Annotated in this window: 21 protein-coding genes; 7 read left to right on the top strand and 14 right to left on the bottom strand. The window is 70.3% G+C overall.

All coding sequences use genetic code 11. From position 1 onward, the window contains the following. Positions 1 to 93: 93 nt before the first annotated feature. A complete protein-coding gene (locus tag MRBLWH7_RS15445) occupies positions 94 to 1,713 on the top strand; it encodes a peptide MFS transporter (RefSeq protein ID WP_341996020.1) in 1,620 nt (539 codons plus the stop codon). An 80-nt stretch (positions 1,714 to 1,793) separates the two neighbouring features. Continuing rightward, complete coding sequence (locus tag MRBLWH7_RS15440; RefSeq protein ID WP_341996017.1) at positions 1,794 to 2,561, top strand: SDR family oxidoreductase; 768 nt, start codon at positions 1,794 to 1,796, stop codon at positions 2,559 to 2,561. Between the two features lie 117 nt (positions 2,562 to 2,678). On the opposite strand, the gene MRBLWH7_RS15435 is transcribed toward MRBLWH7_RS15440, so the two are convergent. The 10 genes from MRBLWH7_RS15435 to MRBLWH7_RS15390 form a co-directional block, all read right to left on the bottom strand. Continuing rightward, on the bottom strand, positions 2,679 to 4,274 hold the full coding sequence (locus MRBLWH7_RS15435) for a GMC oxidoreductase (protein ID WP_341996015.1): 1,596 nt from the start codon (positions 4,272 to 4,274) through the stop codon (positions 2,679 to 2,681). Positions 4,275 to 4,291: 17 nt separating this feature from the next. Further along, positions 4,292 to 5,779 (bottom strand): MFS transporter, encoded by a 1,488-nt coding sequence (locus MRBLWH7_RS15430; RefSeq protein ID WP_341996013.1) that lies wholly within the window; start codon positions 5,777 to 5,779, stop codon positions 4,292 to 4,294. A 220-nt stretch (positions 5,780 to 5,999) separates the two neighbouring features. After that, complete coding sequence (locus tag MRBLWH7_RS15425) at positions 6,000 to 6,968, bottom strand: fumarylacetoacetate hydrolase family protein (protein ID WP_341996011.1); 969 nt, start codon at positions 6,966 to 6,968, stop codon at positions 6,000 to 6,002. Beyond that, entirely contained in the window at positions 6,965 to 7,969 is a 1,005-nt protein-coding gene (locus MRBLWH7_RS15420; protein ID WP_341996009.1) for an amidohydrolase family protein, read from the bottom strand. The genes MRBLWH7_RS15425 and MRBLWH7_RS15420 overlap by 4 nt, the downstream gene beginning before the upstream one ends. Beyond that, positions 7,966 to 9,099, bottom strand: a complete 1,134-nt coding sequence (locus tag MRBLWH7_RS15415; RefSeq protein ID WP_341996007.1) for an FAD-dependent monooxygenase — start codon at positions 9,097 to 9,099, stop codon at positions 7,966 to 7,968. Before MRBLWH7_RS15415 ends, MRBLWH7_RS15420 begins: the two co-directional genes overlap by 4 nt. A 39-nt stretch (positions 9,100 to 9,138) precedes the next feature. After that, positions 9,139 to 10,137: a cyclase family protein gene (locus tag MRBLWH7_RS15410; RefSeq protein WP_341996005.1), complete on the bottom strand. Its 999-nt coding sequence runs from the start codon at positions 10,135 to 10,137 to the stop codon at positions 9,139 to 9,141. Between the two features lie 103 nt (positions 10,138 to 10,240). Beyond that, positions 10,241 to 11,200: a fumarylacetoacetate hydrolase family protein gene (locus tag MRBLWH7_RS15405; protein ID WP_341996003.1), complete on the bottom strand. Its 960-nt coding sequence runs from the start codon at positions 11,198 to 11,200 to the stop codon at positions 10,241 to 10,243. A 97-nt stretch (positions 11,201 to 11,297) separates the two neighbouring features. Then, positions 11,298 to 12,317: a VOC family protein gene (locus MRBLWH7_RS15400; protein WP_341996000.1), complete on the bottom strand. Its 1,020-nt coding sequence runs from the start codon at positions 12,315 to 12,317 to the stop codon at positions 11,298 to 11,300. Positions 12,318 to 12,422: 105 nt separating this feature from the next. Further along, positions 12,423 to 13,205: a hypothetical protein gene (locus tag MRBLWH7_RS15395; RefSeq protein ID WP_341995998.1), complete on the bottom strand. Its 783-nt coding sequence runs from the start codon at positions 13,203 to 13,205 to the stop codon at positions 12,423 to 12,425. After that, on the bottom strand, positions 13,202 to 14,233 hold the full coding sequence (locus MRBLWH7_RS15390; RefSeq protein ID WP_341995996.1) for a Gfo/Idh/MocA family oxidoreductase: 1,032 nt from the start codon (positions 14,231 to 14,233) through the stop codon (positions 13,202 to 13,204). Before MRBLWH7_RS15390 ends, MRBLWH7_RS15395 begins: the two co-directional genes overlap by 4 nt. 103 nt (positions 14,234 to 14,336) lie before the next feature. On the opposite strand from MRBLWH7_RS15390, the gene MRBLWH7_RS15385 reads away from it, so the two are divergent. Further along, positions 14,337 to 15,614: an ROK family protein gene (locus MRBLWH7_RS15385; RefSeq protein WP_341995994.1), complete on the top strand. Its 1,278-nt coding sequence runs from the start codon at positions 14,337 to 14,339 to the stop codon at positions 15,612 to 15,614. A 118-nt stretch (positions 15,615 to 15,732) separates the two neighbouring features. After that, positions 15,733 to 17,184 carry a DUF6379 domain-containing protein gene (locus MRBLWH7_RS15380; RefSeq protein WP_341995992.1) on the top strand — a complete coding sequence of 484 codons (1,452 nt, stop codon included), beginning with the start codon at positions 15,733 to 15,735 and terminating at the stop codon, positions 17,182 to 17,184. A gap of 18 nt (positions 17,185 to 17,202) precedes the next feature. Here the strand turns inward: MRBLWH7_RS15380 and MRBLWH7_RS15375 are convergent, their stop codons facing one another. Next, positions 17,203 to 18,348, bottom strand: a complete 1,146-nt coding sequence (locus MRBLWH7_RS15375; protein WP_342002093.1) for a Gfo/Idh/MocA family oxidoreductase — start codon at positions 18,346 to 18,348, stop codon at positions 17,203 to 17,205. A 117-nt stretch (positions 18,349 to 18,465) separates the two neighbouring features. Continuing rightward, positions 18,466 to 19,512 (bottom strand): substrate-binding domain-containing protein, encoded by a 1,047-nt coding sequence (locus MRBLWH7_RS15370; RefSeq protein WP_341995991.1) that lies wholly within the window; start codon positions 19,510 to 19,512, stop codon positions 18,466 to 18,468. Positions 19,513 to 19,809: 297 nt separating this feature from the next. On the opposite strand from MRBLWH7_RS15370, the gene MRBLWH7_RS15365 reads away from it, so the two are divergent. From MRBLWH7_RS15365 to MRBLWH7_RS15355, 3 genes are all read left to right on the top strand, one after another. Next, entirely contained in the window at positions 19,810 to 21,285 is a 1,476-nt protein-coding gene (locus MRBLWH7_RS15365) for a sugar ABC transporter ATP-binding protein (RefSeq protein ID WP_342002091.1), read from the top strand. Beyond that, entirely contained in the window at positions 21,282 to 22,343 is a 1,062-nt protein-coding gene (locus MRBLWH7_RS15360; RefSeq protein WP_341995990.1) for an ABC transporter permease, read from the top strand. Before MRBLWH7_RS15365 ends, MRBLWH7_RS15360 begins: the two co-directional genes overlap by 4 nt. 132 nt (positions 22,344 to 22,475) lie before the next feature. Next, positions 22,476 to 23,615, top strand: coding sequence for an ROK family transcriptional regulator (locus tag MRBLWH7_RS15355; protein ID WP_342002088.1), 1,140 nt, complete (start codon positions 22,476 to 22,478; stop codon positions 23,613 to 23,615). A 22-nt stretch (positions 23,616 to 23,637) separates the two neighbouring features. Here MRBLWH7_RS15355 and MRBLWH7_RS15350 read toward each other — a convergent pair whose 3' ends face one another. Both MRBLWH7_RS15350 and MRBLWH7_RS15345 read right to left on the bottom strand, forming a co-directional pair. Then, complete coding sequence (locus tag MRBLWH7_RS15350) at positions 23,638 to 24,630, bottom strand: Gfo/Idh/MocA family oxidoreductase (RefSeq protein ID WP_341995988.1); 993 nt, start codon at positions 24,628 to 24,630, stop codon at positions 23,638 to 23,640. A 3-nt stretch (positions 24,631 to 24,633) separates the two neighbouring features. Further along, entirely contained in the window at positions 24,634 to 25,503 is an 870-nt protein-coding gene (locus MRBLWH7_RS15345; RefSeq protein ID WP_341995986.1) for a ThuA domain-containing protein, read from the bottom strand. Between the last annotated feature and the right edge of the window lie 23 nt (positions 25,504 to 25,526).

The following is a 25,526-nucleotide window of genomic DNA, read 5'->3' as shown; positions in this document are numbered from 1 at the left end:
GGAACGAGGCGCTCGGGCGTGCGCGCCGGGGTCTATCGCGCCCGCACAGCCCATCGCTAGCCTGACCTCTACCGGGGCGACGGGAGCGAGCGCATGGACGGGCGTGATCAGGGCTTTCAGGGGGAGGATCCGACGCGGGGCGAGCGCAAGCCCGAACAGGTCCCGGTCGGGCCCCCCGACGGCGCAACCGCCGCGGCCGACGCGACGCGCACCGGGACGGTCGCCGCAGCGAGCGGGACGGATGCCGCGGGCACCACCGCCCCGAGTGACGGCGCCGACCACGACACCCGGTTCTTCGGTCAGCCGTGGGCCCTCGCACACATCTTCGGCGTGGAGATGTGGGAGCGGTTCAGCTTCTACGGCATGCAGGGCATCCTGCTCATCTACATGTACTACTCCGTCGCGGACGGCGGCCTCGGGATCCCGGAGGCCACCGCGACCGGCATCGTCGGCGCCTACGGCGGCACCGTATACCTCTCGACCATCCTCGGCGCGTGGGTGGCGGACCGCCTCCTCGGCTCGGAGCGCGTTCTCTTCTACAGCGCCTGGGTCATCATGGCCGGGCATATCGCGTTGGCCCTGCTGCCGAGCGTGTGGGGACTCGGCGTCGGCCTCATCCTCGTCGCCGTCGGTTCGGGTGGGCTGAAGGCCAACGCGACCGCCGTCGTCGGCACGCTGTACTCCGCGAAGGATCCCCGGCGCGACGCCGGCTTCTCGCTGTTCTACCTCGGCATCAACCTCGGCGCGTTCCTCGGGCCGATCGTCACCGGGTTCCTCCAGAGCAACGTGGGCTTCCACTGGGGTTTCGGCGCGGCCGCGATCGGCATGGCGATCGGCCTCACGCAGTACTCCTTCGGCCGCAAGCAGCTGCCTGCCTCGTCACGCGTCGTCGCGAACCCGCTCCCCGCGAACCGCCGCGGCATGATGATCGGCATCGGCATCGCCGGACTGCTCTTCATCGTCGTGCTGGTGCTCACCGGTGTGATCCGCGCCGACAATCTCGCGGGCATCGTCATCCTCGTGACGCTCGGCGCGGCGATCGCCTACTTCTCCGTGATCATCTCCTCGCGCGCGATCACCGGCGACGACCGCTCCCGCGTCATCGGGTTCATTCCGCTGTTCATCGTGAACGTCGGCTTCTGGTCGCTGTACCAGCAGCAGTTCACCGTGCTGACGATCTACTCCGACAAGCAGCTGGACCGCACGATCTTCGGCTGGGAGATGCCGGTGTCGTGGGTGAACTCGATCAACCCGATCTTCGTCATCATCCTCTCCGGCGTGTTCGCGGCGATCTGGACCAAGCTCGGCGACCGCGCCCCGTCGGCGCCGGTGAAGTTCTCGCTCGGCGCGATGATCATGGGCGTCGCGTTCCTGCTGTTCCTCCCCTGGGCGAACGGTGCACCGAACTCGACGCCGCTGATGGCCATCGTGATGATCCTGTTCGTCTTCACGATCGCCGAGCTGTTCATCTCGCCCCCTGGGCTCTCCGTGACGACGAAGCTCGCGCCCGAGCGGTTCCACACCCAGATGGTGGCGCTCTACTTCCTCTCGATCGCCCTCGGCACCGCGATCGCCGGCTGGCTCGCCCAGTTCTACAACCCCGAGGACGAAGTGCCGTACTTCACGATCCTCGGCGGCATCGCGATCGTCCTCGGCCTGGCGTTGCTCGCCTCGGTCAAGCCCGTGCTGAGGATGATGCGCGGAGTGCGCTGAGTCGGCGCTTCGCCGACGCCGATGCGCGGCATCAGCGGATGCCGGTTCCCGCACGCGGGGCGGCGGGCTAGCGTCGCGTCATGAACAGGTATCCGGGGCTCGAGGGACGCACGATCGTCGTCACCGGGGCGGGCGGCGGCCAGGGCGCGGCCGAGGCGCGCGTGCTGGCGCAGGCGGGAGCACGCGTCATCGCCACGGATGTGACGGATGCTGCGGCAACACCGATCGCGGGCGTTGAGTACCGGCGACTCGACGTGTCGAACGAAAACGACTGGGCCGCGCTCACGGCTCACCTCGCGGAGCAGCTCGGCGGCGAGGCGCTCCGTGGCCTCGTGAACAACGCCGGCATCACTCACCGCGCGCGGCTGGGCGCGGTCGAGCGCGCGGACTGGGACCGGGTGCTCGCGGTCAATCTCACCGGCCCGATGCTCGGCATCCAGGCGCTCGCGCCGCTGATGGGCTCCGGCTCGTCGATCGTGAACATCGGCTCCTCGGCGGCGCTCAACGCGCACTACCCCGTCGCCTACACGACGTCGAAGTGGGGGCTTCGCGGTCTCACCCATGTGGCCGCGACCGAACTGGGGCCACGCGGCATCCGTGTCAACGTCGTGCACCCCGGCTTCATCGAGACGCCGATGACCGCGAACGCGCCCGAGGCGATGCGCGCCGCGCAGCTCGCCCTCACACCGCTGGAGCGACTCGGTCGGGCCGACGAGGTCGCCGAGGCCGTCGCGTTCCTGCTGTCGGACGCGGCGTCGTACCTCTCCGGCGCCGAGATCCCGGTCGATGGCGGCGCGACGTCATCGGCCGGCGCCAAGTTCATGGCCGACCGCATCGCCGGCATCTGACCCGGCCCGCGCGTGGGGCTCGTCGAGAGCATGCGTTCTCGCCGAGAGCGCACGTTCTGCGCGCGCGCATCGTGTCATCTCGGCGAGAGCACACGATGTCGGCGACGCCCTCGGGCGTTACCGGGCAACCTCCTCCACCCGCGCCGCAGTCAGCTGCTCGACGAGCCTGCGGGCCCCGCGCACCGCGATCGCGACGCTCATGAGCGTCGGGTTCATCGTGTTGGCTGTGGGGATGAGGGCGTTCCCGCCGACGACGAGGTTGTCGAAGCCCCACACCCGCGAGTAGGGGTCGGCGACCGACGTGCCGTCGTCGGCCGGGCCCATCCGCATCGTGCCCATGTAGTGCAGGCTCGAGCCGTTGGGCAGCAGACGCGGCTCCGCGACGAACGCGCCGAGCGCGGCGCCGGCTCGGCGCACGCGCGTGGTCGCCTCGTCGAGCTCCGGCTGCTCGGCATCCGTCAGCGCGTACTCGATCGTCATGTTCGGGAAGCCGCGGTAGTCGAGCTCGCTGTCGTCGAAGGTGACGCCGTCCTCGACGCGGGGGTGCTTGCGCACGCCGTAGCCCATGTTCACGTAGCCCCAGCGGTTGCCGGCGGCGGGGTGCGAGGGGTCGAGCTGGAACGGCGGGTTCTCGGCGTACATCACCTGGAGCGAGTACGGGTGATCGGGCTCCGAGAACGGGATGCGGTTGACGGCAGCCACCGGGTCGGCCGCGTTCTGGGCGCGGCGCGCGAGCTCGGCCTCGAACTCGTCGTCCGAGATCAGCGCGCTCATGCGCTCCTCGTCGAGGGCGACCGTCGTGATCACGACGTGGTGCTCGGTGAGGTAGCGCCCGAGGGCGGGGGGACGGATGCCGCTGGCCCAGAGCAGCTGCGGGGAGCGGAACGCGTCGGCGGCCACGACGACGACGTCTGCCGGAAAGAACGAGACCTCTTTCGTGCGCAGGTCCTCGATCGTGACGCCGGTGGCCCGCCCGCCGTCGTGCTCGACCCGTCGCACGAGCGTGAGGTCGCGCAGCTCGAACCGCGCCGACTCCGGGGTGCCCTCCTCGATGAGGGGGCCGAGGACCGTGTTCGCACCCGCCCACACCATGGAGCCGTCGGGCTGCGGATCGCCGGCGACCGGCAGGGTGCCCACGCCGTAGCCGGCGGGCAGCTCGGCGCCGAACTCGTCGTTCAGGAGGGACCGGATCGCCGTGCCGATGGCCGAGTCGGCGAACGCCGCGCTCTGCGCGTGCAGCAGACCCTCCGCGGTCGAGATGAGGTCCTCCCACTCGGCGTCGTCGATGAAGTCGACCTTCTCGCTGAAGCCCGGGCGCGGGATCGCGCAGGTCCAGTGCGCGCCCTGGCCGCCGACGTTCGTGGCGGCGGCCGCCGCGGGGAAGGTCGGGGCGTGCGCGGATCCCGGGCCGCCGAAGTCGAGCAGATGCGTCCCCTGCCGGGCGGTGAACATGCCCTCGACGACGGCCCCCGCGGGGATGCCGAGACTCTCGCGGAACGCGCCCGACTGGGGGCCCTGCGACATCTCACGGGCGCGCGCCTTCTCCTCGGGGTCCGCGATGTTGCGGACGCTCTCGCCGGGAACAGCGGTGAGCTGCGGCCCGGCCTCGAACATCACGACGCGGGCGTCGGGGCTCGACTCGAGGATGAGGCGGGCGTAGGCGGAACCGATCGGCCCTGAGCCGACGACGGCGACGGTGGGGGTGTGCGACATGGGAGTACCTCTTCTGGTCACGCGGTGAGGGGTTCGGAGCTGTGTGCCGGCGCAGGCTCGGACTCGTCCGAGAGCCGGCCGGCCGGAAGGAGCACCGCGGCGACGACGCCGGCGGCGTAGGTGACGGCGAGCGCCAGGAACACGGGGGCGAAGACGCCGCTGTAGATCTCGGCGACGTGGGACTGCACGGCGGCGGATGCCTCGTGCACGAACTGGGGGGTCAGCGCCGCGGCATCGAGCGACGACGGCAGGAGCGCCGCGACGCCGAAGCCGATCACACCGCCGATGATCGCGGTCGCGACGGTCGAGCCGACCTGCCGCACGAGGTTGACGGTGGCCGTCATGCTGCCGGTGTCGCGGCGCGGTGCGGCGGACTGCACGACCGCGATGACGAGGCTCATGAAGGCGCCGGTGCCGACACCGACGACGGCCATGACGATCATCGGCACCCACAGCGGCAGCCCCGCCGGCAGCACCGACATCGCGAGCAGCCCGGCCGCGCTCAGCGCCGTGCCGACGATGCAGTACACGCGGTAGTGGCCGGTGCGACTGACGAGCCACCCGGTCGCGAGGTTGGACACCAGCATCCCGAACACCGTCGCGATCGGAACGAGACCCGACACCGTCGCACTCGTGCGATACGCCATCTGGAAGTACGTCGGCAGGTACGCCGTGATCGAGAACAGGCCGATGCCGATGATGGCCGACAGCGCCGTGCCGGCGGCGATCGTGCGGTTCGCGAAGAGCCGCAGCGGCACCAGCGGTTCGACGGCCCGCAGCTCGATCAGGAAGAACGCGGCGAACGCCATGCCCGCCACGACGAAGGAGACGGCGGATGCTGCGGCCAGCGCCGGATCGCCGATCCACGTCACCGCCAGCACGAGCGCGACCATCGCGATCGCGAACGAGACGGATCCGCCGATGTCGAAGCGCCGCCGGCCGAAGCCCGCGAGCCGAGGGACGGCGACAAGCGCGAGGAGGAGTGCGGCGACGCCGAACGGGATGTTGATCCAGAACACCCACGGCCAGCCCCAGTAGTCCATGATGAGGCCGCCGAGGACGGGGCCGATGAGGATCGCGACCGGAAACGCGGCGCCGATGATCGCCATATAGCGGGGGCGCTCGCGCGGGGTGGTCACGCGGGCGACGATGGTCTGCGACATCAGATGAAGGCCCGCCGAGCTCATGCCCTGCACGACGCGCGCCCCGATGAGCTGCGGCATGTCCTGTGCGAAGCCGCAGGCGAGCGACGCCACGAGGAACAGCACGAGCGACACCAGGAACACGCCGCGCGGGCCCGCCGCGTCGCCCAGCCTGCCGAGGATCGGCAGCAGCACGGTGCTCGCCAGGGTGTAGCCGACGACCACCCAGCCCATCTGCGCCAGGGCTCCCAGCTCGCCGGCGACCGTAGCCAGCGACGTGGCGACGATCGTGTGGTCGAGGGCTCCCAGGATCGCGACGGTGAGGAGGGAGACGATCAGGAGGCGGAGCCTCCACGGTGACATGCTCATACGCGTTCAGGCCCGTACGACCGGGCGATCGACGCGACGGGGTGTGCCCCTGCGCGGCTTCGCCTCAGGGAACGGGCCCTGGAGGCCCCGACGTCACTGTCGATTCTAGCCATCGTTTAGCCCAAAATCAACATAAGTAGATTCCGCGAAGGCGAGGAGGTCGGCCGCAGAGAGGACGGATGCCGCGAATCCGCCCTCTGCACGGCAGATCTCCTCACATTCGGCGGCGGGCGCGCGGGCGCGACCGAGCGGGCGGCAGCTCCGGCGCCACGACCCGCGGGCCCACGGTCCCGACGAGCTCGCCGATCCCCTCGACGGTCATGCGCACCTCGTCGCCCTCACGGAGGGCCGGAAGGCTCGAGCCTCGGCCCCACAGCTCGCCGAGGCATCCGCCGTTTCCGACCGTCCCGCTGCCCAGCACGTCCCCCGGCACGACCCGGGAATTGCGCGAGGCGTACGCGACGAGCTCGGGGAACGGCCATCCCATGTTCGAGACGAGGTCCTCGCCGACGAGCCTGCCGTTGATGCGCACTTCGGCGCGGATCGCGAGGAAGCCGTCGGCATCGACGTACTGCTCGAGTTCGTCGGCCGTCACGATCCAGGGACCGAGGCTGGTGCCGAAGTCCTTCCCCTTCGCGGGGCCGAGGCGCACCTTCATCTCGCGGCCCTGCAGGTCGCGCGCCGACCAGTCGTTCATGATCGTGTAGCCGAAGATGCGGGACGCCGCATCCGCCGCCGTGAGGTTCGCCTCGCCGACCCCCGGCGCGTTGCCGACGACGACGGCGACCTCGAGCTCGAAGTCGAGCCGCTCAGTGACCGGGGGCGCGACCGGCTCGCCCGGACCCAGGATCGTGTGGGGGTTGGTGAAGTAGAAGGTCGGCGCCTGGTACCACTCCGGGGCGACGAAGCTCTTGCCCTCCACGCCCGCGCTGACGCCCTCGACGTGCTCCTCGAACGCCACGAAATCGCGGACGGATGCCGGGACCACCGGCGCGAGCAGACGCACGTCGCTCAGCGCCGTGCCCGACTCGTCGCGGACGCGGCCGAACGCCGCGTGCGCGGCATCCGACCCGCCGGCGAGGATGTCGGCGACCGTCTGCCCGTCGGGAAAGGCGACGACGCGATCGTCGATGACGAACCCCTCGCCGATGACACTCCCCATCGCCCAGCGCGCGATCCTCATGCCCGCACCCGCGTCTCGAGGAGCGCGGCCGCATTGCCCGCGAGGATGCGGTCGCTGAGCTCGACGGGAAGACCGGCGCCTCTGACGAGGGCGACGGGGTCGTCCAGGCCCATGTCGAACGGGAAGTCGCTGCCGAGCACGACCTGCGACGCGCCGGCGACCTCGACGAGGTGCCGGATGGCGACCGGGTCGTGCACCACGGTGTCGAACCACAGCCTGCGCAGATAGGTCGACGGGGCGTGCTCGCACCGGTGGGCCTCGGGGCGCACGTGCCACGCGCGGTCGGAGCGGCCGATCGCGAACGGCAGGTATCCGCCCCCGTGCGCCGCGACGATCTTCAGGTCGGGATGCCGGTCGAGTACGCCCGAGAAGATGATGTGCGACAGGGCGACGGCGTTCTCGGTCGGCTGCCCCACCGTGTTGGAGAGGTAGAACCGGTCCAGCCGCTCATCGAGGCTGCATCCGAACGGATGCAGGAAGACGACGGCGCCCAGCTCGGCGGCACGCGCCCAGAAGGGCTCGAGCCGCTCGTCCGAGAGCTCGACGTCACCCGCGAAGGACGAGATCTCCACGCCCGCGAGGCCCCGGCCGAGGATCGCGTCGTCGAGGTACTCCACGATCCGCTCCGGGTACTGCAACGGCACGACGCCGAGGCCGGTGAGACGGTCGGGCGCCTGCGCGACGTGCGCGGCGATGAGGCGGTTGGTCTCCATCGCGACCCACACGGCCAGCCCCTCCGGAGCCCACGGGTAGAAGTGGTTCGGCGAGACGCTCACCCACTGCCGATCGACACCCTGCTCGTCCATCGCCGCCAGGCGCGCTCCGACGTCGGTCAGCTTAGGGATGCGGGCGCCGACCATGGCGCCCGACGCCTGCAGGCTCTCGACGCCGTTGCGCCGGCGCTCGAGATCCGCCGCCTCGGCGACGAGCTCGGGAACGCGCCGCTCGACCTCGGCGTGGAGGGCCGGCAGCAGGAGGTGCGCGTGGACGTCCGTGGTCATGCCGGCTGCGCCGTCATCTGTGCGAGCCCGAACATGAGACCGCCGGCATCCGCATCGCGCACGCCGTCGAGCTGCCACTGACCGAGCTGGACGGATGCCTCGACGACCGCCTTCGCGCGCGGCAGGCGTCGCGTGTGGAAGTCGTCCCAGAGCTGCTGATCGAGGGCGTCGCGCTGGACCAGCAGCTCGGTGAGCACGAGAGCATCCTCGAGGCCCTGCGCCGCGCCCTGCGCGATCGTCGGGGGGCACGAGTGCGCGGCATCGCCGATGATGACGACCCGGCCGCGGTTCCACGGCTCCTCCACCAGGTGCTTCGTGAACCACGTGTAGTTCGCGTGGGCCCCCGCCTCCAGGTCGGCGCGGATCGCATTCCACGGCCCGTCGTAGGCGCGGGACTCCTCCCGCATGATGCGGCTGGCCTCCTCGTCGGACACCCCGAAGCGGTCCTGCGCCTTCTCGACGAGGAACGCGTACATGCTGTCGTCGCCGGTCGGCGTGTACCCGGCGATGTACATGGGCCCGCCGTAGTAGAGCTCGGTGCTCGTCACCTCCGCGGGCCGGGAGACGAAAGCACGCCAGATGCCCATTCCGGTCGGCTCAGGCTTGGTGTCGATGCCGACCATCTCGCGGACGGTGGAGTTGAGGCCGTCAGCGCCGATGAGCAGGTCGTAGGTGCCGACGAAGGCTCCGTCGACGAAGACCTCGACCGCGTCGTCGGTCTGCTCGATCCCGGTGATCCTCGCCCCGAAGCGGACGTCGGCCCCGGCCTTCTCGGCGTGGTCGAGCAGGATGCGGGCGAGATCGGGGCGCGGGATGCCCATGCTCGACGGATAGTCGGGACCCCCGGTCTTGAGGTCGGGCAGCTGCGCGACGATCGGGGCACCGGGTCCGGGCGCGCGGAGGTTCAGGCCCTCGAAGGCGTAGCCGGCGGCGCGGATGTCGTCCCATGCGCCGAGCGCGTCGAACACCCGCAGGGCGTTGCCCTGCAGCGAGATGCCGGAGCCGAGCGCGCTGACTTCGGGCTTGGCCTCGAAGACGTCCACCTCGACGCCCGCCTTCGCGAGCTGGATGGCGGCGGCGAGTCCGGCGACGCCGCTTCCGGCGATGGCGACCTTGCGAACTGCGGTCATGTCAGAACCTCCCTGTTCTGGATCGTGCGTATGTCGTGACTAGAGGATGGCGACGGGGTTGATCGGCGACCCGACGGCTCCCGTGATGGGCAGCGGGGCGGCCGAGAGCAGGAAGTCGTACCGTCCCCGGCGCGCGCAGGTGTCGGCGAGGGCCTCCAGGTTCCACATCTCGCCGATCGTGAGCCCCAGGTTGGGGATCACGACCTGGTGCAGCGGCTGGAACGCCGGCACGTCGAATTCGTTGGGGCGCACCTCGAAGCCCCACGTGTCGGTGGCGATGGCGGCGATCTCGGTGCGGTGCAGCCACCCGGCAGTCGTCAGCGAGAGGCCGGGTGCGGGTCCGCCGGCGTACTCGCCCCAGCCGTCGCGACGCGTGCGGGCGTACTGGCCGGTGCGCACGAGCACGATGTCGCCGCGGCCGACCCGGCTCGTCTCGCCCTGCGCGGCGATGGTCGCCTCGAGGTCGGCGGCGGTGATCGCATGCCCGTCGTCGAGCTCGCCCGTCTCGGGCGACAGGTGGCGGCCGACGTCGAGCAGGACGCCACGCGAGACGATGACGGATGCCGCGTGCTCGATGCCCGTGACGAGGTCGCCGTCGCTGGTGACGACGTCGCCGGCGCGCCGGCCGTTCCACGCGTTGCCGTGATCGAAGATGTGGCCGAGCCCGTCCCACTGCGTGGAGCACTGCAGGGGCATGGCGATGACGTCGTCGGCGCCGCCGATGCCGTGCGGGAAGCCCTGGTTGCCGCGCTCGGCGTCGGTGCCGGTGTCGGTCATGGTGTGCACCGGGTTGGTGCGGCGGCGCCAGCCCTTCTGCGGACCGTCGGTGTCGAACGCCTGGGCGAGGGAGATCACCTCGCCGGCCTGCACGAGCGCCGCGGCCTGGACGCGCTTGGCGGCGTCGATGAAGTTGAGGGTGCCGAGCACGTCGCCCTCGCCCCAGCGCCCCCAGTTGCGGAACGCCTCGGCGCGCGCGGCGATCTCGGCCTCGGGGTCGTGCCGGTCGAGGTCGGCGGGGTTCTCGCTCGGGCCGGTCATCGTCGGTTCTCCGTCCTCAGGTCGACCATGTCCCGATTTCGCTCACGTGAAGGGCCTCCAGCCGAATGGAATCGGGACACGAGGGCGGGAAAGTGGGACATCATCAGACGGCCGGGCCTTCCGCGAGGCAGCGGACGACCTGGGTGCCGAGGCCCTCGATCGTGCCGGTCATGACGTCGCCGTCGCGCAGGTAGCGCTTCCAGTGCTGGCCGTTGCCGGCGGGGCTCCCGGTGAGCAGGAGGTCGCCCGGCAGGAGCGGAAGGGTCTGGGATGCCGCGGCGACGAGCGTCTTGACATCGAAGACCAGCTCGGCAGTCGTGGCATCCTGCATCACGTCGCCGTTGAGCTCCAGCTTCACCGAGAGGTCGCTCGCATCGACGGCGGTCGACGGCACGAGGAACGGCCCGGTGGGGAGGAACCCCGGAGCGTTCTTGGAGCGGTACCAGTCGGCGCCGATGTCGCCGACGTCGGGCGGGAAGACCCGGTCGCGCGTCGTGATGTCGTTGACGATGGTGTAGCCGGCGACATGGTCGAGCGCGTGCTCGGCGTCGACGCGGAAGGCCTCGCGGCCGATCACGACGGCGAGCTCGAGTTCCCAGTCATGCGTCTCGCTGTAATCCGGCAGCACGAGCGGCACGTCGTCACCGACGACGCACTGCGGCAGGCCCAGGAAGATGAAGGGGCGCCCGCTCGCGGCACGCGCGTCCATGATGCTCTCCGCTTTGGCCCGCACCTCGTCGGGCGACCACCCCGCCTCGCCGCCCCTGGTGAGGCCGGCCATGATCAGCTGCACGACGTGCGTGCGGTAGTTGGCGCCCGCCTGCAGCACCTGCCGCGGCTCGACCGGAGCCGTCAGCACGACGTCGGCGAGCGGCATCCACCCCTCGTCGTCGACCTCGGCGAGGCGACGCAGGCGGTCCCAGTCGGGCTGTGCAAGGAAGGCATTGAGATCGGCGGCGCCGAGGTCGTCGCCCGAGACCGCGCGGATGCGGTCGCCGGCCACGAGTCCCAGGCGCACGGAACCGCCGTCGCGGTAGCGCGCGAGGGCGAGGGGGGCGGTCATTCCTGCTGTCGACGTCATCGTCATCGTGTCTCCGTGTCCGTGGTCGGAACGTGGTGCGAGGGTGGGAGGCCGGCCCGGCATCCCACCCTCGAGCCTGTCAGCCCTGGCCGTGCTTGGCGTAGGGGTTGAAGAGCGCCTCCTTGATCTCCTCCGGCACGCCCTCCTCCGTCGCCGACGGCCCGTCGGCGGGCGGGAAGGACTCCGTCATCGACATCGGCATCACGCTGTTGCGGTAGAAGTTGTTCGATCCCTGCGACGGCTTCCATGTGTTCGCCTCCCAGTCGGGCACGTAGTTGCGGTAGCCGCCGGTGTTGAGCTCGATGCGCAGCGACGAGGGCTCGCGGTAGTAGAGGAAGTTCTGCTCGCCGATGCCGTGGATCGACGGACCGTACTCGATCGGGTAGCCGTTCTCCCCGAGCACGTCGGCCGCGATGAGCAGCTCCTCGCGGGTGTCGACCCAGAACGCGTAGTGGTTCACGCGGCCGGCGCGGGTGGAGCCGTCGAGGACGACGCCGAGGTCGTGCGACTTCTCGTTCGTGGTCAGCACCGAGAAGACCGAGATGGGCGCCTCGTCGAGCACCGTGCGGGCCATGAAGCGGAAGCCCAGGACGTCGACGTACCACTTGACGAAGCCGTCGACGTCGCTCGTGGCGATCGTGACGTGGTCGAGCTGGCGCGGTGCGCCCGCGACCTTGCTGCGGCGGGACGGGCGGTCGGGGTAGATCGACGCGGCGTCGCCCTCGGTGTCGTGGTGGCGCGTGACGTCCCAGTGGAGCGTCAGCGTGTGGCCCCACGGGCCGGTGAAGCGGTACGCGCGGCCGATCTTGTGGACGTCGACCCACTCGCCCTCGACACCGGCCGCCTCGACGCGCTTGGCGGCCTCCTCGAGCGCTTCGGGGCTCGAGGTGCGCCACGCGGCGGTGACGAGGCCCGGCTCGTCACCGGGCACGACGACGACGCTGTAGGCGTAGTAGTCGCCCCAGCAGCGGAGGTACACGGCGCCGTCGACGCGGTCGACGACCGTCAGGCCGACCTGATTGACGTAGAAGTCGACGGATGCCTCGACATCCGGCGACGAGATCTCCACGTAGGAGAGGTGGGACAGGAGTTTGATCATCATCGACCCTTTCGGATGAGCTTGCGGGTGATCCCGCATTCCACTTTCGTCGGAGTCGGGCATATCTGGGAACGGCATATCGCCGATCCTCCAGATCAACCCCGTTTATGCATCAGCCCCGCCGTGGAGAACCGCCGCGAGCGCTTCGTCGTGGGCGAAATCCTCCAGGTCGTTCGGGACCTCCCCGCCGGTCAGCGCGGCCGTCGCACGTCGCAGCGCCACGCGCTCCGGCGCCTCGAACAGGCGCGGCAGGACGCGGTGTCCGGTGGCGTCGCCGACCACGATCCGCAGCTGTTGCTCGTCGCCGTCGAACTCGACCAGGGTCTCGCCGAGCCCGGTCGCGCGGACGCGTCCGAGCGGCGGGGACCCGGGGCTGGTCGCCGCGAGCAGGGAGACCGCGACGCCGCCGGGTGCCTGTAGGAGGGCGAGTGCCCCGCCCCCCGGCGACATGCCCTCCGACGACGGTGAGGTCGCGCGCACAGCGCCGCCGACGAGAACGCGCGTCCAGGCGACGGCGTCGCGGAGCGTATCGCGCAACGCTCGGGTCGGCGCATGGCACTCCACGACCACGGTCGCGAACGGCGGGGCACCGTCGATCGCTGCGTGGGCGGCGAGAAGGGCATCTGCCCGCGCGAGCGGACGATCGAGCACGATCGGGATGCCGAGTTCCGCGAGCCGTGCGAGATCCTCTCGCCGGGCGGCCCCTGGGCGCCTGACGACCACAGCCTCGGCCCCGGCTCGGACGATCTGCTCGACGGCATCCGTCCACCGCTCTCCGCCGACCGCGGCCACCGCACCGGACGGGTCACTCGTGAGTCGGACGGATCGGGGCAGCTCGGCCGCGGCGACCCGGTACGGCTGCAGCGACGTGAACAGCGCGACAGTCACGCCGGAACCCCCGCGAACGACGCAGCCTCGTCTGCGAGTCCGACGGTGTACCGCACATCGTCGAGGAGCTCCTCGTACTCGACGGGCAGGCCGCTGTCGATGAGCTCGGCGAGCGCACGCCATTCCGCGACGTAGCCGTCGTCGGGATCGCGGTCGTAAGTGGTGTCGCGACCGTCGGCGGTCTGCACGCGGACCCCGGCGCTCCCGGCGTGCACGAAGGCCGGCGGGAAGGCCACGTCGAGCCGGTCGCGCGTCGTGGTGACCGTCACGCGCCACAGTGCGTCGACGCCCCCTGGCAGCATCACGGTCGTGAACTGGACCGGGATGCCGCTCGCGACGAAACCGACGGCGAATCCGATCGGCGCGAGCGCGCGGGCGAACGAGACGCCCTCGAAGCGCGGCGCCAGGTCTCGGACGAGAGGAAGGTCGTGGATCGCGAGGCCGGTGAGGAGTGCGCGGACGACGCCTGCCGCGACCTCGGGTCGAGCGAGATCCGGCGCGATGCGCATCGCGAAGGGCTCGGACATCTCGGTCACGACGTCGTGGTAGCGCCCGTTCGGCGGGAGGGCGAGCGTGACCGAGATCGAGACGACGGGCCCTCCCGTGGCCGCGAGGTGATGGCGGGCGCGTCCCCAGGCGGGGTCGTAGTAGTGATGGGTGCCGACGATGAGGGCGACTCCTGCCGCGCGGCACGCGTCGAAGACCTGCTCGGCGTCGGCGACGTTCGTGGCCACGGGCTTCTCGCAGAAGATCGCTCGCTTTCCGGCTGCGATCGCGGCGAGGATCTCGGGAGCATGGTGCTCGGGCGGGGTGCAGATGGCCACCACGTCGACATCGGGGTCGGCGAGAAGCTGCTCCGTGCCCGTGGACCAGCGAGCGCCCGTGCGGGCGGCGAGCGCGGCCGCGCGGCCGCTTCCCGCGTCGGATACATGCACCACGGCGAACAGATCGCCCAGGCGGGCGAGTGTCGGCAGGTGCAGTGCGGCAAGGCCGGGGCCTGCCCCGATCACGCCGACGCGATGGGTCATGGTGTCCTCCACTTTCGCTTGAACTGTACCTAAGTCGGGTGGCGTTTGACTATAGCGGGGTTCGAATCCGCGGGAGTGGTGCACAGTTATGCAAGAATCGACCATGGCCAGGGACTCCACGTTGCGCTTCGGCGCACAGACCGACGAGATGACGAGCCTTCTGCGGATCGTCAACATGGTGCGCACCGGCGAGGCGTCGACCCGCCCCGAGATCGGCCGTGTCACGGGCCTCGGCCGCGGTGTCGTGACCCAGCGGGTCGATCATGCGATCGAGATGGGCTACCTCGCAGACGGCGACTTCGGCCCCTCGTCGGGAGGCCGCGCACCGCGCACACTGCGGTTCCGCGGGGAGGCTGGGCGCATCGTCGTGTGCGCACTCGGCGCGCTTCACATCCACGTCGGGGTGACGCACTTGGACGGCGACGTCCTCGACGAGGCGCACGAGGCATGGGACATCTCCCGCGGGCCCGCAGAGACGCTCGACAAGGCATTGAGCATGATCGACGACGTGCTGTCGCGCACGCCCGACGTCCCCGTGTGGGGCATCGGCGTCGGAGTTCCGGGTCCCGTCGACTTCGACAGCGGCCGCCCGGTCGCGCCGCCCATCATGCCGGGCTGGAACGGCTTCGACGTGCGCCGCCGATTCGAGCAGCGCTACGACGTCCCTGTCTGGGTCGACAACGACGTGAACCTCCTCACCTTCGGCGAGCGGGCGAGGCGCGGCGACGACACCCTCGACCTCATCTACTGCAAGATCGGCTCGGGCATCGGAGCGGGTCTGCTCTCGCACGGCCACATCCACCGCGGCGTCAACGGCGCCGCCGGAGACATCGGTCACGTGCGGGTGCGGGACTCCGAGGTTCTCTGCCGCTGCGGCAAGATCGGCTGCCTCGAAGCGGTCGCCGGAGGGTGGGCGCTGATCCGCGATGCGCTCGCCGAGATAGCGGGCGGTGCGACGGGCGCGCTCGCCACCGCGGTCGGCGCCGGCGAAGAACTCACTCCCGAGCGGATCTCGAGCGCCGCGGAGGACGGGGACGCCCTCTCCATCCGCCTCGTGCAGCGCTCGGCCCGAGTCGTCGGCGAGTCCATCGCGGCGCTCGTCAACATGTTCAACCCCTCGGTCATCGTGATCGGCGGCGCCATGGCCGGCGCAGGCGAACTGCTGCTGGCAGAGGTCCGCCAGCGCGTCTACGAACTGTCGATCCCCCTCGCGACGCGTGATCTCACGATCGCCACGTCGATCAACGACCGGCGAGAACCGCTGCGCGGCGGCGCCGAGATGGTGCGGGAGCAGCTGTTCGATGTCACGTTCCCCCGGTGGTTCAGCGTGGGCCGGCCCACGATCGCCGCGATCCACGGCACGCCGGAGTCAGTGGCCTGACCGGCACCGAACCCGAGTCGGCAGTGCTTGTCAACTTCTTACGAAAAGCGACAAAAGCGTGTAGCTTCCTGTCTGAAGCCGGAGTTTCCCGGCCTGGACACGAGGAAGCGGGCCCACGATGACGCTGCCGATGCTGCTGGACGACGCGCTCGTCATGACCGAGACGGGTTTCGTCCTCCGCGTGAGCCTTCCGTGGATCCGGTCGATGCCGCTCGCAGCGGTGAGCGACCTCTCGGTCTCGGTCGACGGCGAGCCCGTCACCGTCCACGCTGCCGTGGACGGGCGCGAAGCGGCTCCAGCCGAGCTGTGGCGGGAAGACGGCTGGTGGTTCATCCAGGATCGTCTGGAGCTGCGGGGCACCCACGCCCTGTCGCCGGGCGAACATGACGTCGCCCTCTCGTTCGTCCTGGCAGTGCCGTACCTGCAGGTCGGCCCGGCCGGACCCCTGACTCTGCCGTTCCGAGTCCAGCGCGCTCTGCGAGCGACGGCGCCCGGCGTCGGCGACGCCCCTCGGATCGAGGCGACGACCTCCGGGGCGACGGATGCCTCGCAGGCGGGATTCGTCGAGCACGGTCTGCCCGACGGATGGACCCTGTCTGCAAGCGCCTTCAACTGGACGCCCGAGGTGATCCGCGGCGAGTGCACGGCGGAGGACATCGCCGTCGCCGTCGTGGCGGACGGCGTGAGCCGCACCCTGGAGATCGAGGCCGGACAGGTGTGGCGGACCTTCCCGCAGCCGGCCGACGTCGAGGTCGATCGGCTGCGCGAGCGACTCGCCGACGTCGGCGGTGAGGTGACGATCGTCGGCGCCAGCCTGGACGACTGGGTGCTGCCCGCCCGCCGGCGCACCGCGGCCGAGCGGCTGGCCTTCCTCGTGCCCCAGCTGCGGGCCGCCTCCCGGCTGGGGGCTCGGGGCGTGCGCGTGCCGTTCGGCCAGGCCGGGCCGGAGCTGCTGCGCCTCGTCCAGCCGGTACTGGCGGAACTCGGCGTCGTGCTGTTCGAGGAGATCCAGGGCCAGCAGAGCCCCGACTCCCCCGCCGTGGCCGCGAACCTCGCCCTGCTGAAGGAGCTGGACGACCCGCGCATCCGCGTGCTGATCGACATCAGCATGCTCATGCCGTCGCTCCCGCCGAGCTACCTCGAGGAGCTCCGCCGGGGCGGGGTCGACGAGGCTCTCGCCTTCCGGCTGGAGACCGAGTGGCAGGCCCCGGAGACGCACGACGCCGTGCTCGCCGCGCTGCGCAGCGGGCGAGTACCGCCGGCCGTGCGCACCCTCTTCATGAATCTCCTCGTGCGCTTCGGCCGATCTGAGATCGCGGACCTGGAGCCGCTGCTTCCGCTCACCGCCGCCGTGCACCTCAAGTTCTGGGACCTCGACGATGCGAACGGTCGAGTCTCACGACCCATCAGCGACATCGGCGCCGCGCTGCGGCGCACCGGGTTCACCGGGACGCTGACGAGCGAGTGGGGTGGCCATGAGTGGCTGGACGCCGACCCGACGACCACGACCCGGGCGCACCTGGACCTCGCCCGGCGCGCGCTGGCGGGGGCATCCGTCCCCGCCGGGTGAGCGTGGGAGCCGTCCCGCTCAGCTGCCGGTGGGCGTCCAGGCGCTGCCGTTGTCCGAACTCCGCTCGACCGCCTCCAGGACGCGCTGAACGTGGAGGCCGTCCTCGAACGACGGCTCGGGCTGCGTGCCCGAGGCGATCGCCGTCACGAGGTCGGCGACCTGGTGGCTGAAACCGTGCTCGTAGCCGAGCATGTGCCCCGTCGGCCACCACGGCGCGAGGTAGGGGTGGTCGTGCTCGGTCACGAGGATCCGGCGGAAACCCTGTTCGGTGTCGGGAAGGGTCGCGTCATAGAACCCCAGTTCGTTCATGCTCTCGAGGTCGAACGAGATCGCCCCGAGGGAGCCGGCGACCTCGATGCGCAGAGCGTTCTTGCGGCCGGTGCGGAAGCGGGTCGCCTCGAACGAGGCGAGAGCGCCGGAGGACAGGCGGCCGGTGAAGAGCGCGAGGTCATCCACCGTGACGGCGCCACGCTCCTGCAGCGCGGTGCCGGAGAGACCGACACCTTCGCCGAGCAGCGGACGCTCGCTCACGATCGTCTCGAGGATGCCGGAGACGGTCTCGACGCGCTGGCCCGTGATGTACTCGGTCAGATCGAGCGCGTGGGCGCCGATGTCGCCGAGGGCACCGGAGCCCGCGCGCTCCTTCTGCATCCGCCAGGTGAGCGGCGCCTCGGCGTCCATCAGCCAGTCCTGCAGGTACTCCGCGCGCACCTGGCGGACGTCGCCGATGCGGCCAGCGGCGACGAGGTCGCGCGCGAACGTGGCGGCGGGCACCCGCCGGTAGGTGAAGCCCACCATCGAGCGGACACCGCGGGCGGCTGCCCGCGCGGCGGCATCCGTCATCGCCTCGGCCTCGGCCACCGTGTTGGCCAGAGGTTTCTCGCAGAGCACGTGCTTCCCGGCTTCCAGCGCGGCGATCGCGATCTCGGCGTGCGTGTCGCCCGGCGTGACGATGTCGACGAGGTCGATGTCGTCACGGTTGATGACCTCGCGCCAGTCGGTGGCGCTTTCGCGCCAGCCCCACTTGTCGGCAGCGGCCGCCACCGCAGATGCATCCCGCCCCACGACGACGTCCATCGACGGCGTGAGTGGCAGGTCGAAGAAGCGCGGCGCGACGCGCCAGCCTTGCGAGTGGGCGGCACCCATGAAGCCGTACCCGATCATGGCGACGCGCAGCGGCGGGTTGGCGCCGGCGGGCTCGTGGTTGGTCAACGCGATGTCCTCTCTCGGAACCGGGCGCGGGCGCCCGCCGCGTTCGGCAGGCGCCCGCGAGGCGATGGATTATTCGAACGACAGGTCGATGTACTGGTCGACGTTGTCCTTCGTCACGACGGGGGCGTCGAGCACCACCCGGTTGGGGATGCTCGGCGTGATGAGGTCGCCCATCGTCTTGCTCTGGGCGATGAGGCGGGCGAGCGCGACGCCATCGGCGGCCTGCGTCGACGGGTAGATGACCGTCGCCTTGAGCACCGTGTCGTCGGCCTCGATCGCCTCCATCGCGCTGCGGCTGCCCGCACCGCCCATCATGAAGAACTCGTCGCGACCGGCCGAGTCGATCGCCGCCAGAACGCCGACGCCCTGGTCGTCGTCGTGGTTCCAGATGGCGTCGATCTTCGGGTTGGCGGAGAGCAGCTGGGATGCCGCGGCCTCACCGCCGGCGACGGTGAAGTCGGCCGCGACCCGGGCGGACACTTCCAGGCCGCAGTCCTCGAGTGCGTCCGCGAATCCCTCCGACCGGTCCTGCGTCAGCGGCAGCGAGTCGATGCCGGCGATCTCGGCGACGATGGCGTCGGGGTTGTCGCCGAGCTGCTCGCAGATGTACGTGCCGGCGCTCACCCCCATGCCGTAGTTGTCGCCCAGAATCGTCGTGCGCGCAGCGAACGGGCTGGAGAACTCGCGGTCGACGTTGATGACCGGGATGCCGGCCTCCATTGCGGCGATGGCGGCCTCGGTGAGGGCTGCGCCGTCGGTCGGCAGCAGCACGATCGCGTCGACGCCGTCGTTCACGAAGGTCTCGACTGCGGCGATCTGCGCGATCGGGTCGTTCGTGCCCTCTGCGACGCGGAGGTCCACGTCGTCGAAGCTCTCGGCCGCGGCCTGCGCGCCGGAGTTGATGGCGCCGAGCCAGCCGTGGTCGGCCGCGGGGCCCGAGAAGCCGATGACGACCGTGTCGCCCGACTCGGCGTTCTCCTCCGTCGTCGTGCCCTGATCGACGACGTTCTCCTCGTCCGCCCCGGTGCCGGTGCAGCCCGCGAGAAGTCCGGCCGCTGCGACGACGGCGGTACCGGTCAGCAGAAGCCGTGTGCGCACCTTCAGATGTGAGCGCATTCTTTCCTCCTTGAAATGTGATGCAGTGCGGCAGCGCACGGGGCGAGCTCCGAAGCAACGGCGCACGGCGTCCACGCTGACGGGCTCACGGTAGCAGGCGGACTGAAATTGCGACAGCTTTTGCATTAGTTGCGGCAAAAGCGCTTTTACGAAACTTTCGCTCGCGCGCTGAGGATAACCACGACCGTCTCCCCGGCAACCGTGGCTTGGTGGGCCATCGACGCGATACTGCGCGCATGTTATGTTCGTGCCGTGATCAAAGACGACCATGGATCGGCATTACTCGTCGTCGAGGGTGTGACCAAATCGTTCGCGGGAGTACGGGCACTGCGGGGTGTCGACCTCGATGTGCGCGCCGGCGAGGTGCACTGCATCCTCGGGCAGAACGGTGCCGGAAAGTCGACGCTCATCAAGACGCTCGCCGGCGTTCACCGTCCCGACGAGGGTGTGATCTCCTGGCTCGGCGACCAGGTCGAGATCCCGAACCCTGAAGCCGCGATCGAGCTGGGCATCGCGACGATGTACCAGGAGCTGGACGTCGTCGACGGCCTGACGATCGCCGAGAACATCTTCCTGGGCCACGAGCTCTCACGCGGCGGCTTCACCAAGCGCTCGGAGGCGGCCCGGCAGACGCGCGAGCTCCTGCGCAGGCTCGGCCACGACAAGCTGTCGCCGCACGCCGAGGTCGGAACGCTCAGCGCTGCCAACAAGCAGATCGTGAGCATGGCGCGCGCCCTCTCGCACGACATCAAGCTGATCATCATGGACGAGCCCTCCGCCGTGCTCGACACCGAGGAGGTGAAGAATCTCTTCCACGTCGTCAGGGAGCTGACCGCGTCGGGCATCGCTGTCGTGTACATCACGCATCGCCTGGAAGAGATCCGCCAGATCGGCGACCGCATCACGGTCCTGAAGGACGGCAGGTCGATGGCCAGCGGCATCCCCGTCTCGGGCACGCCGACCGCGGAGCTCATCAAGCTCATGACCGGTCGTGAAGTCGCGAACGTCTTCCCACCCTCCGCCCCGGTCCCGGCCGGCGCCCCGGTCGTGCTGGAGGTGCAGGACCTGGCGCTGTCCGGCGTCTTCGAGGACGTGTCGTTCTCGGTTCGCGCCGGTGAGGTCGTGGGGCTCGCGGGTCTCGTCGGATCGGGACGCTCCGAGATCCTCGAGACCATCTACGGAGCACGTCGCTCGACGAACGGCACAGTGAAGGTCGCCGGCGCCGAGCTCCGGCGCGGATCGGTCGTCGCGGCGGTGAATGCGGGAATCGGACTCTCGCCGGAAGAGCGCAAGAGCCAGGGGCTCGTGCTCGACGAGCCGGTCTACTTCAACGTCACGCTGGCATCGATGAGGCGGTTCGCGAAGGCGGGATTCCTCGACGAGCGCGGCGCACGGACTGCGGCCCGCGCGCAGATCGAGTCGCTCGAGCTGCGTCCCGCCGATCCCGACCGTCCCACGATCACGCTCTCAGGCGGAAACCAGCAGAAGATCCTGCTCGCGCGCTGGCTCGTGCACGGCACCGAGGTGCTGCTGCTCGACGAACCGACGCGGGGCGTCGACGTCGGCGCGCGCGCCGAGATCTACGCTCTCATCCGCGAGCTCGCCGCAGCGGGGAACGCCATCGTGGTGGTCTCGAGCGAGATCGAGGAGGTGCTCGGTCTCGCCGACACCGTGCTCGTCGTCGCCGACGGCCGCATCCTCGACACCCGCCCCGCCTCCCAGATCGACGAGCACGGTGTGCTCGACCTCGTCATGAAAGGAACCGCCGCGTGAGCGAGCAGACCACCGGGACTGCAGGAGTCCCCACCGCCAGCGAGGCGCCGCCGCCCGCGGGCGAACCGGAGACCACCCAGAGATCCGGCTTCCGACGCGTGCTCTCGGGGTCGGTCGGGCGCAACCTCGGTCTCGTCGTGGCACTGCTCCTCCTCGTGATCGTGGGGGCGATCACCGCGCCCGACACCTTCTTGAGCGTGAGCAACACGCTCACGATCCTGCGCCAGGCGTCGATCCTCGGCGTCGTGGCCATCGGCATGACCCTCGTCATCACCGCGGGCGGCATCGACCTGTCGGTCGGCTCGGTCCTCGGTCTCGCCTCGGTCGTCGCGACGCTGGCCGCCATCCAAGACCTCGCCGATCAGATCCACTGGGTCCTCATGATCGTGATCGCACTGCTCGTCGGCGTCGCGGCCGGGCTGATCAACGGCATCGTGATCGCGTACGGCAAGGTCGTCGCCTTCATGGCGACACTGGCCATGCTGATCGCGGCCCGCGGACTGGCCGAGGTCCTGGCGGAGCGTCGCACGCTCCAGGTGAAGGACCGCGACTTCATCCAGTTCTTGAACCTCGACATCATCGGGGTCGACATCCTCATCTGGATCTTCGCGATCGTCGCGGCGATCGGCTGGGTCGTGCTCAACCGCACCACCTTCGGCCGCCGCACCGTGGCGATCGGCGGCAACCGCGAGGCCGCTCGCCTGGCGGGCATCAACGTCAAGCGTCACACCATGTGGCTCTATGCGATCTCGGGGCTGTGCGCCGGCATCGCCGCGATCATGTACCTCGGCCGCACGACAGCCGGCACCTCCACGCACGGCACGCTTCTCGAGCTCGACGCGATCGCAGCCGTCGTCGTCGGCGGCACGCTGCTCGTCGGCGGCCGAGGAACCATCACGGGCACCGTGTTCGGCGTCCTCATCTTCACGACGCTGACGAACGTGTTCGTGCAGAACAACCTGAACTCGTCGATCCAGGCCGTCGTCAAGGGCGTCATCATCGTCATCGCGGTGCTGCTGCAGCAGCGCTTCGCCAGGCCCACGGGTCGCGCGACGTGAGCGCGCCGGCCGTCGCGGGGGCGTGGCATCCGTCGGCTCCGCGCCCGCGGTCGGGCGACCTCCCTGCAATTGATTGACTGAGTCGTGGTCACTCTCTCCCCCGAATCGGCGGCGGCTGCCGGAACCGGCGCGATGGAGCTGTTCCAGCTGCTGCGGGACGGCGTTCCGCGCACGCGGGCGCAGCTGGCGAAATCGACCGGCCTCGCCCGGTCGACCATCGCCGCCCGCGTCGAGGAGCTCATGCGGATGGGGCTCATCATGCCGGTGGCGGATGCCGCGTCCACCGGCGGGCGGCCTCCCTCGCAGTTCGCGCTCAATCCGAGCGCGCGCGTCGTGCTCGCCGTCGACATCGGCGCGTCGCACGCCACCGTCGCCGTCATGGACCTCACGGGTGCGATCCTGGCGACCCGCACCGAGTCCCTCGCCGTCGCGGAGGGGCCGGAGCGGGTGCTCACATGGGTGATCGATGCGGCGGGCACGATCCTCGAGGAGGCCGGCCGGGACATCCGCTCGCTGGTGGCGATTGGCATCGGGGTGCCCGGTCCCGTGGAGCACTCGACCGGGCAGCCGGTGAACCCGCCGATCATGCCGGGCTGGAACCGGTTCGACGTGCCCGGGTGGGTGCAGCAGCACCTGCAGGTGCCCGTCCTGGTCGACAACGACGTCAACATCATGGCGCTCGGCGAGCGTGCGACCGCGTGGCCGACGACGGCGCACCTCATGTTCGTCAAGGTCGCGACGGGGATCGGCGCCGGTGTCATCTCGGGCGGTGAGCTGCAGCGGGGCGCTCAGGGCGTCGCGGGCGACATCGGGCACGTACGGGTGGCGCGCGCCTCGTCGGTCGCGTGCCACTGCGGCAATCAGGGATGCCTCGAGGCCATAGCGTCCGGGCCCGCCATCGCCCGCGCACTGCGCGCCCAGGGTGTGGCAGCGGAGAACGGTGACGACGTCGTGGCGCTGGTGCAGCGCGGGAATCTCGACGCGATCCAGGCGGTGCGCCAGGCCGGCCGCGACATCGGCGAGGTGCTGACGGCGTGCGTGAGCCTCATGAACCCCTCGGTCATCGCGATGGGCGGCTCGATGTCACGCGTCGGGGAGCATCTCATCGCGGGCGTCCGCGAGGTCGTCTACACGCGGTCGATGCCGCTCGCGACCGAGCACCTCGCCATCGTGCCGTCGGCGGCCGCCGAGAACGCGGGCGTCATCGGGGCGGGGATGCTGGCTATCGAGCACGCGCTCTCGCCGGAGGCCTTCCACTCGCTCGCCGGCTGAACGTCCGGCGCGCCACGCCGCGTCAGCGGGGCTCGAGTCCCGCGGCGCGGTAGATCTCGTCGACGACACGCATCGTGCCCACCCCGCGCCGAACGTCGAGGATGCTGGGAGAGCCGTCCGCCAGCACGGCGACGAGGTGCTCCAGCTGACGCGCGTAGCTGTTGTCGCCTTCGGCGGCCTTCTCCTCCAGAAGGAGCCCATCGCCCGCGCTGACGCGCAGCGTCGCTCCCCACTGCGGCACGATGACGCTCGTGGCCGCCAGGCGGGCTTCCGATCCCTCGATCCGCAACGACATTGCACCCTGGTCGTCGCCGATGAAGGATCCGCGCACGTGCACGGGAGCACCTGACGACAGCCGCAGGACGGCATCGGTCTGAAGGTCGATCCGCGGGTCGTCGTCGGAGAGCACCGCCGTGGCCGACTCGACGGCGGGCTCGCCCCACGCCGCTCGGATGAGGTCGACCGCGTAGCATCCGACGTCCATGACGGCACCCCCGCCGAGGTCGCCGTCGAGACGGATGTTGCCCGGCTTCACGACGAAGTGCGGGATGCTGAAGTCGACGTCCACGCGCTCGATGTCGCCGAGCACACCCGACGCGATGACGTCGAGAAGACGCCGCGTGAAGCTGTGCAGTCGATAGTGGAAGCCGACGAACGCCCGCCGGCCGGTTGCGGCAGCGGCGTCGGCGATGGCTGATGCGGTCGTGCCGTTCACCGACAGCGGCTTCTCGCAGAGGACATGCTTTCCCGCCTCCAGCGCACGGATCCCCCACTCGGCGTGGGTGATCGGCGGGAGGGCGAGGTACACGAGGTCGATGTCGGGATCCGACAGGATCGTCTCGTAGTCACCGTGCTTCGGCAGGTCCCACCGCTCCGCGAAGGCTCGAGCCCGCTCCGGGTCTCTCGCGCCGATGGCGACGACGCGAACGCCCTCCACCTCGTGGGCAGGCTCCACCATCGCGCGTTCGGCGATGCCACCGGCACCCAGGATGCCGATCCGCAGTTCCGACACCATCGTTCAGCCCTCGTGGTTGTCGTACGGCCAGGGCAGGAACCGGCGCTCGCCGCGGCGGTCGGGGCCCTCGAGCGTCACCTCGCCGGTCGCAGCCCACTCGACGCCGCGCGGGAACATGCGGATGAACTCGATGCGCCGGAACGTGTCGATGTCATGGCCGATCGTGATCGTGAAGGATCGGCCCGCGCCGTACTCGTTGATCCAGGCGATCGGCTGATCGGTGTCCATCCCGGGCAGCGCCGCGATGCCCTCTTCGGGGATGGCGACCGGATAGTGCGACATCGGCCACACGGGCGCCTTCTCGTACGACTCCAGGTCGTCGTACGTCGTGAGCAGCACCCGCGCCCCGTCGAGGATCTCTACACCCGTGAGGATGTCGTCGCCGGTGACGGTCCACCGGGCGCTGATGCCCTCGGTGATGGGATGGCGCGGCTCGACGGTGTCGAGCTGCGCCTCGCCCCACGGCCGCGGGCGCAGCCCGCCCGCGACGGTGAGCCGCGAGCCGCGCATCACGTTGTACTCGTCGGGGTACCCCCAGTCGTCCTCCTGCGCGGCGGAGCCGTGGAACCACACGATCCCCTTGCCGTCGTCGTGCACGAACTTCAGGATCGCGGCATCCGTCTCCGCTCCGAACCCGACCGCCTTCTCGAAGAAGCCGTCCCGACCCTCGAACACCACGATCAGCACGTCGTACTTGTCGATGATGTCGGCGCCGAGCCCGCGCGGGTCTTCGACGACCCGCACCTTGAAGCGCCCGGTGTCTTCGAGAAGCGTCGTGATCCACTGGTTGTGCAGGCGGAAGCTGCGGTGCTCGTTGTCGTGCTCCCGGGTCATGTGCCCGGACAGGATCAGCACGTTCAGCACATCGGTCATGGTCGAGTTCCTCTCGTATCCGG

This window comes from Microbacterium sp. LWH7-1.2, assembly GCF_038397755.1.
GTDB lineage: Bacteria > Actinomycetota > Actinomycetes > Actinomycetales > Microbacteriaceae > Microbacterium.
The sequence above is the reverse complement of the archived record's forward strand: the minus strand, read 5'-3'. Positions and strand labels throughout refer to the sequence as shown.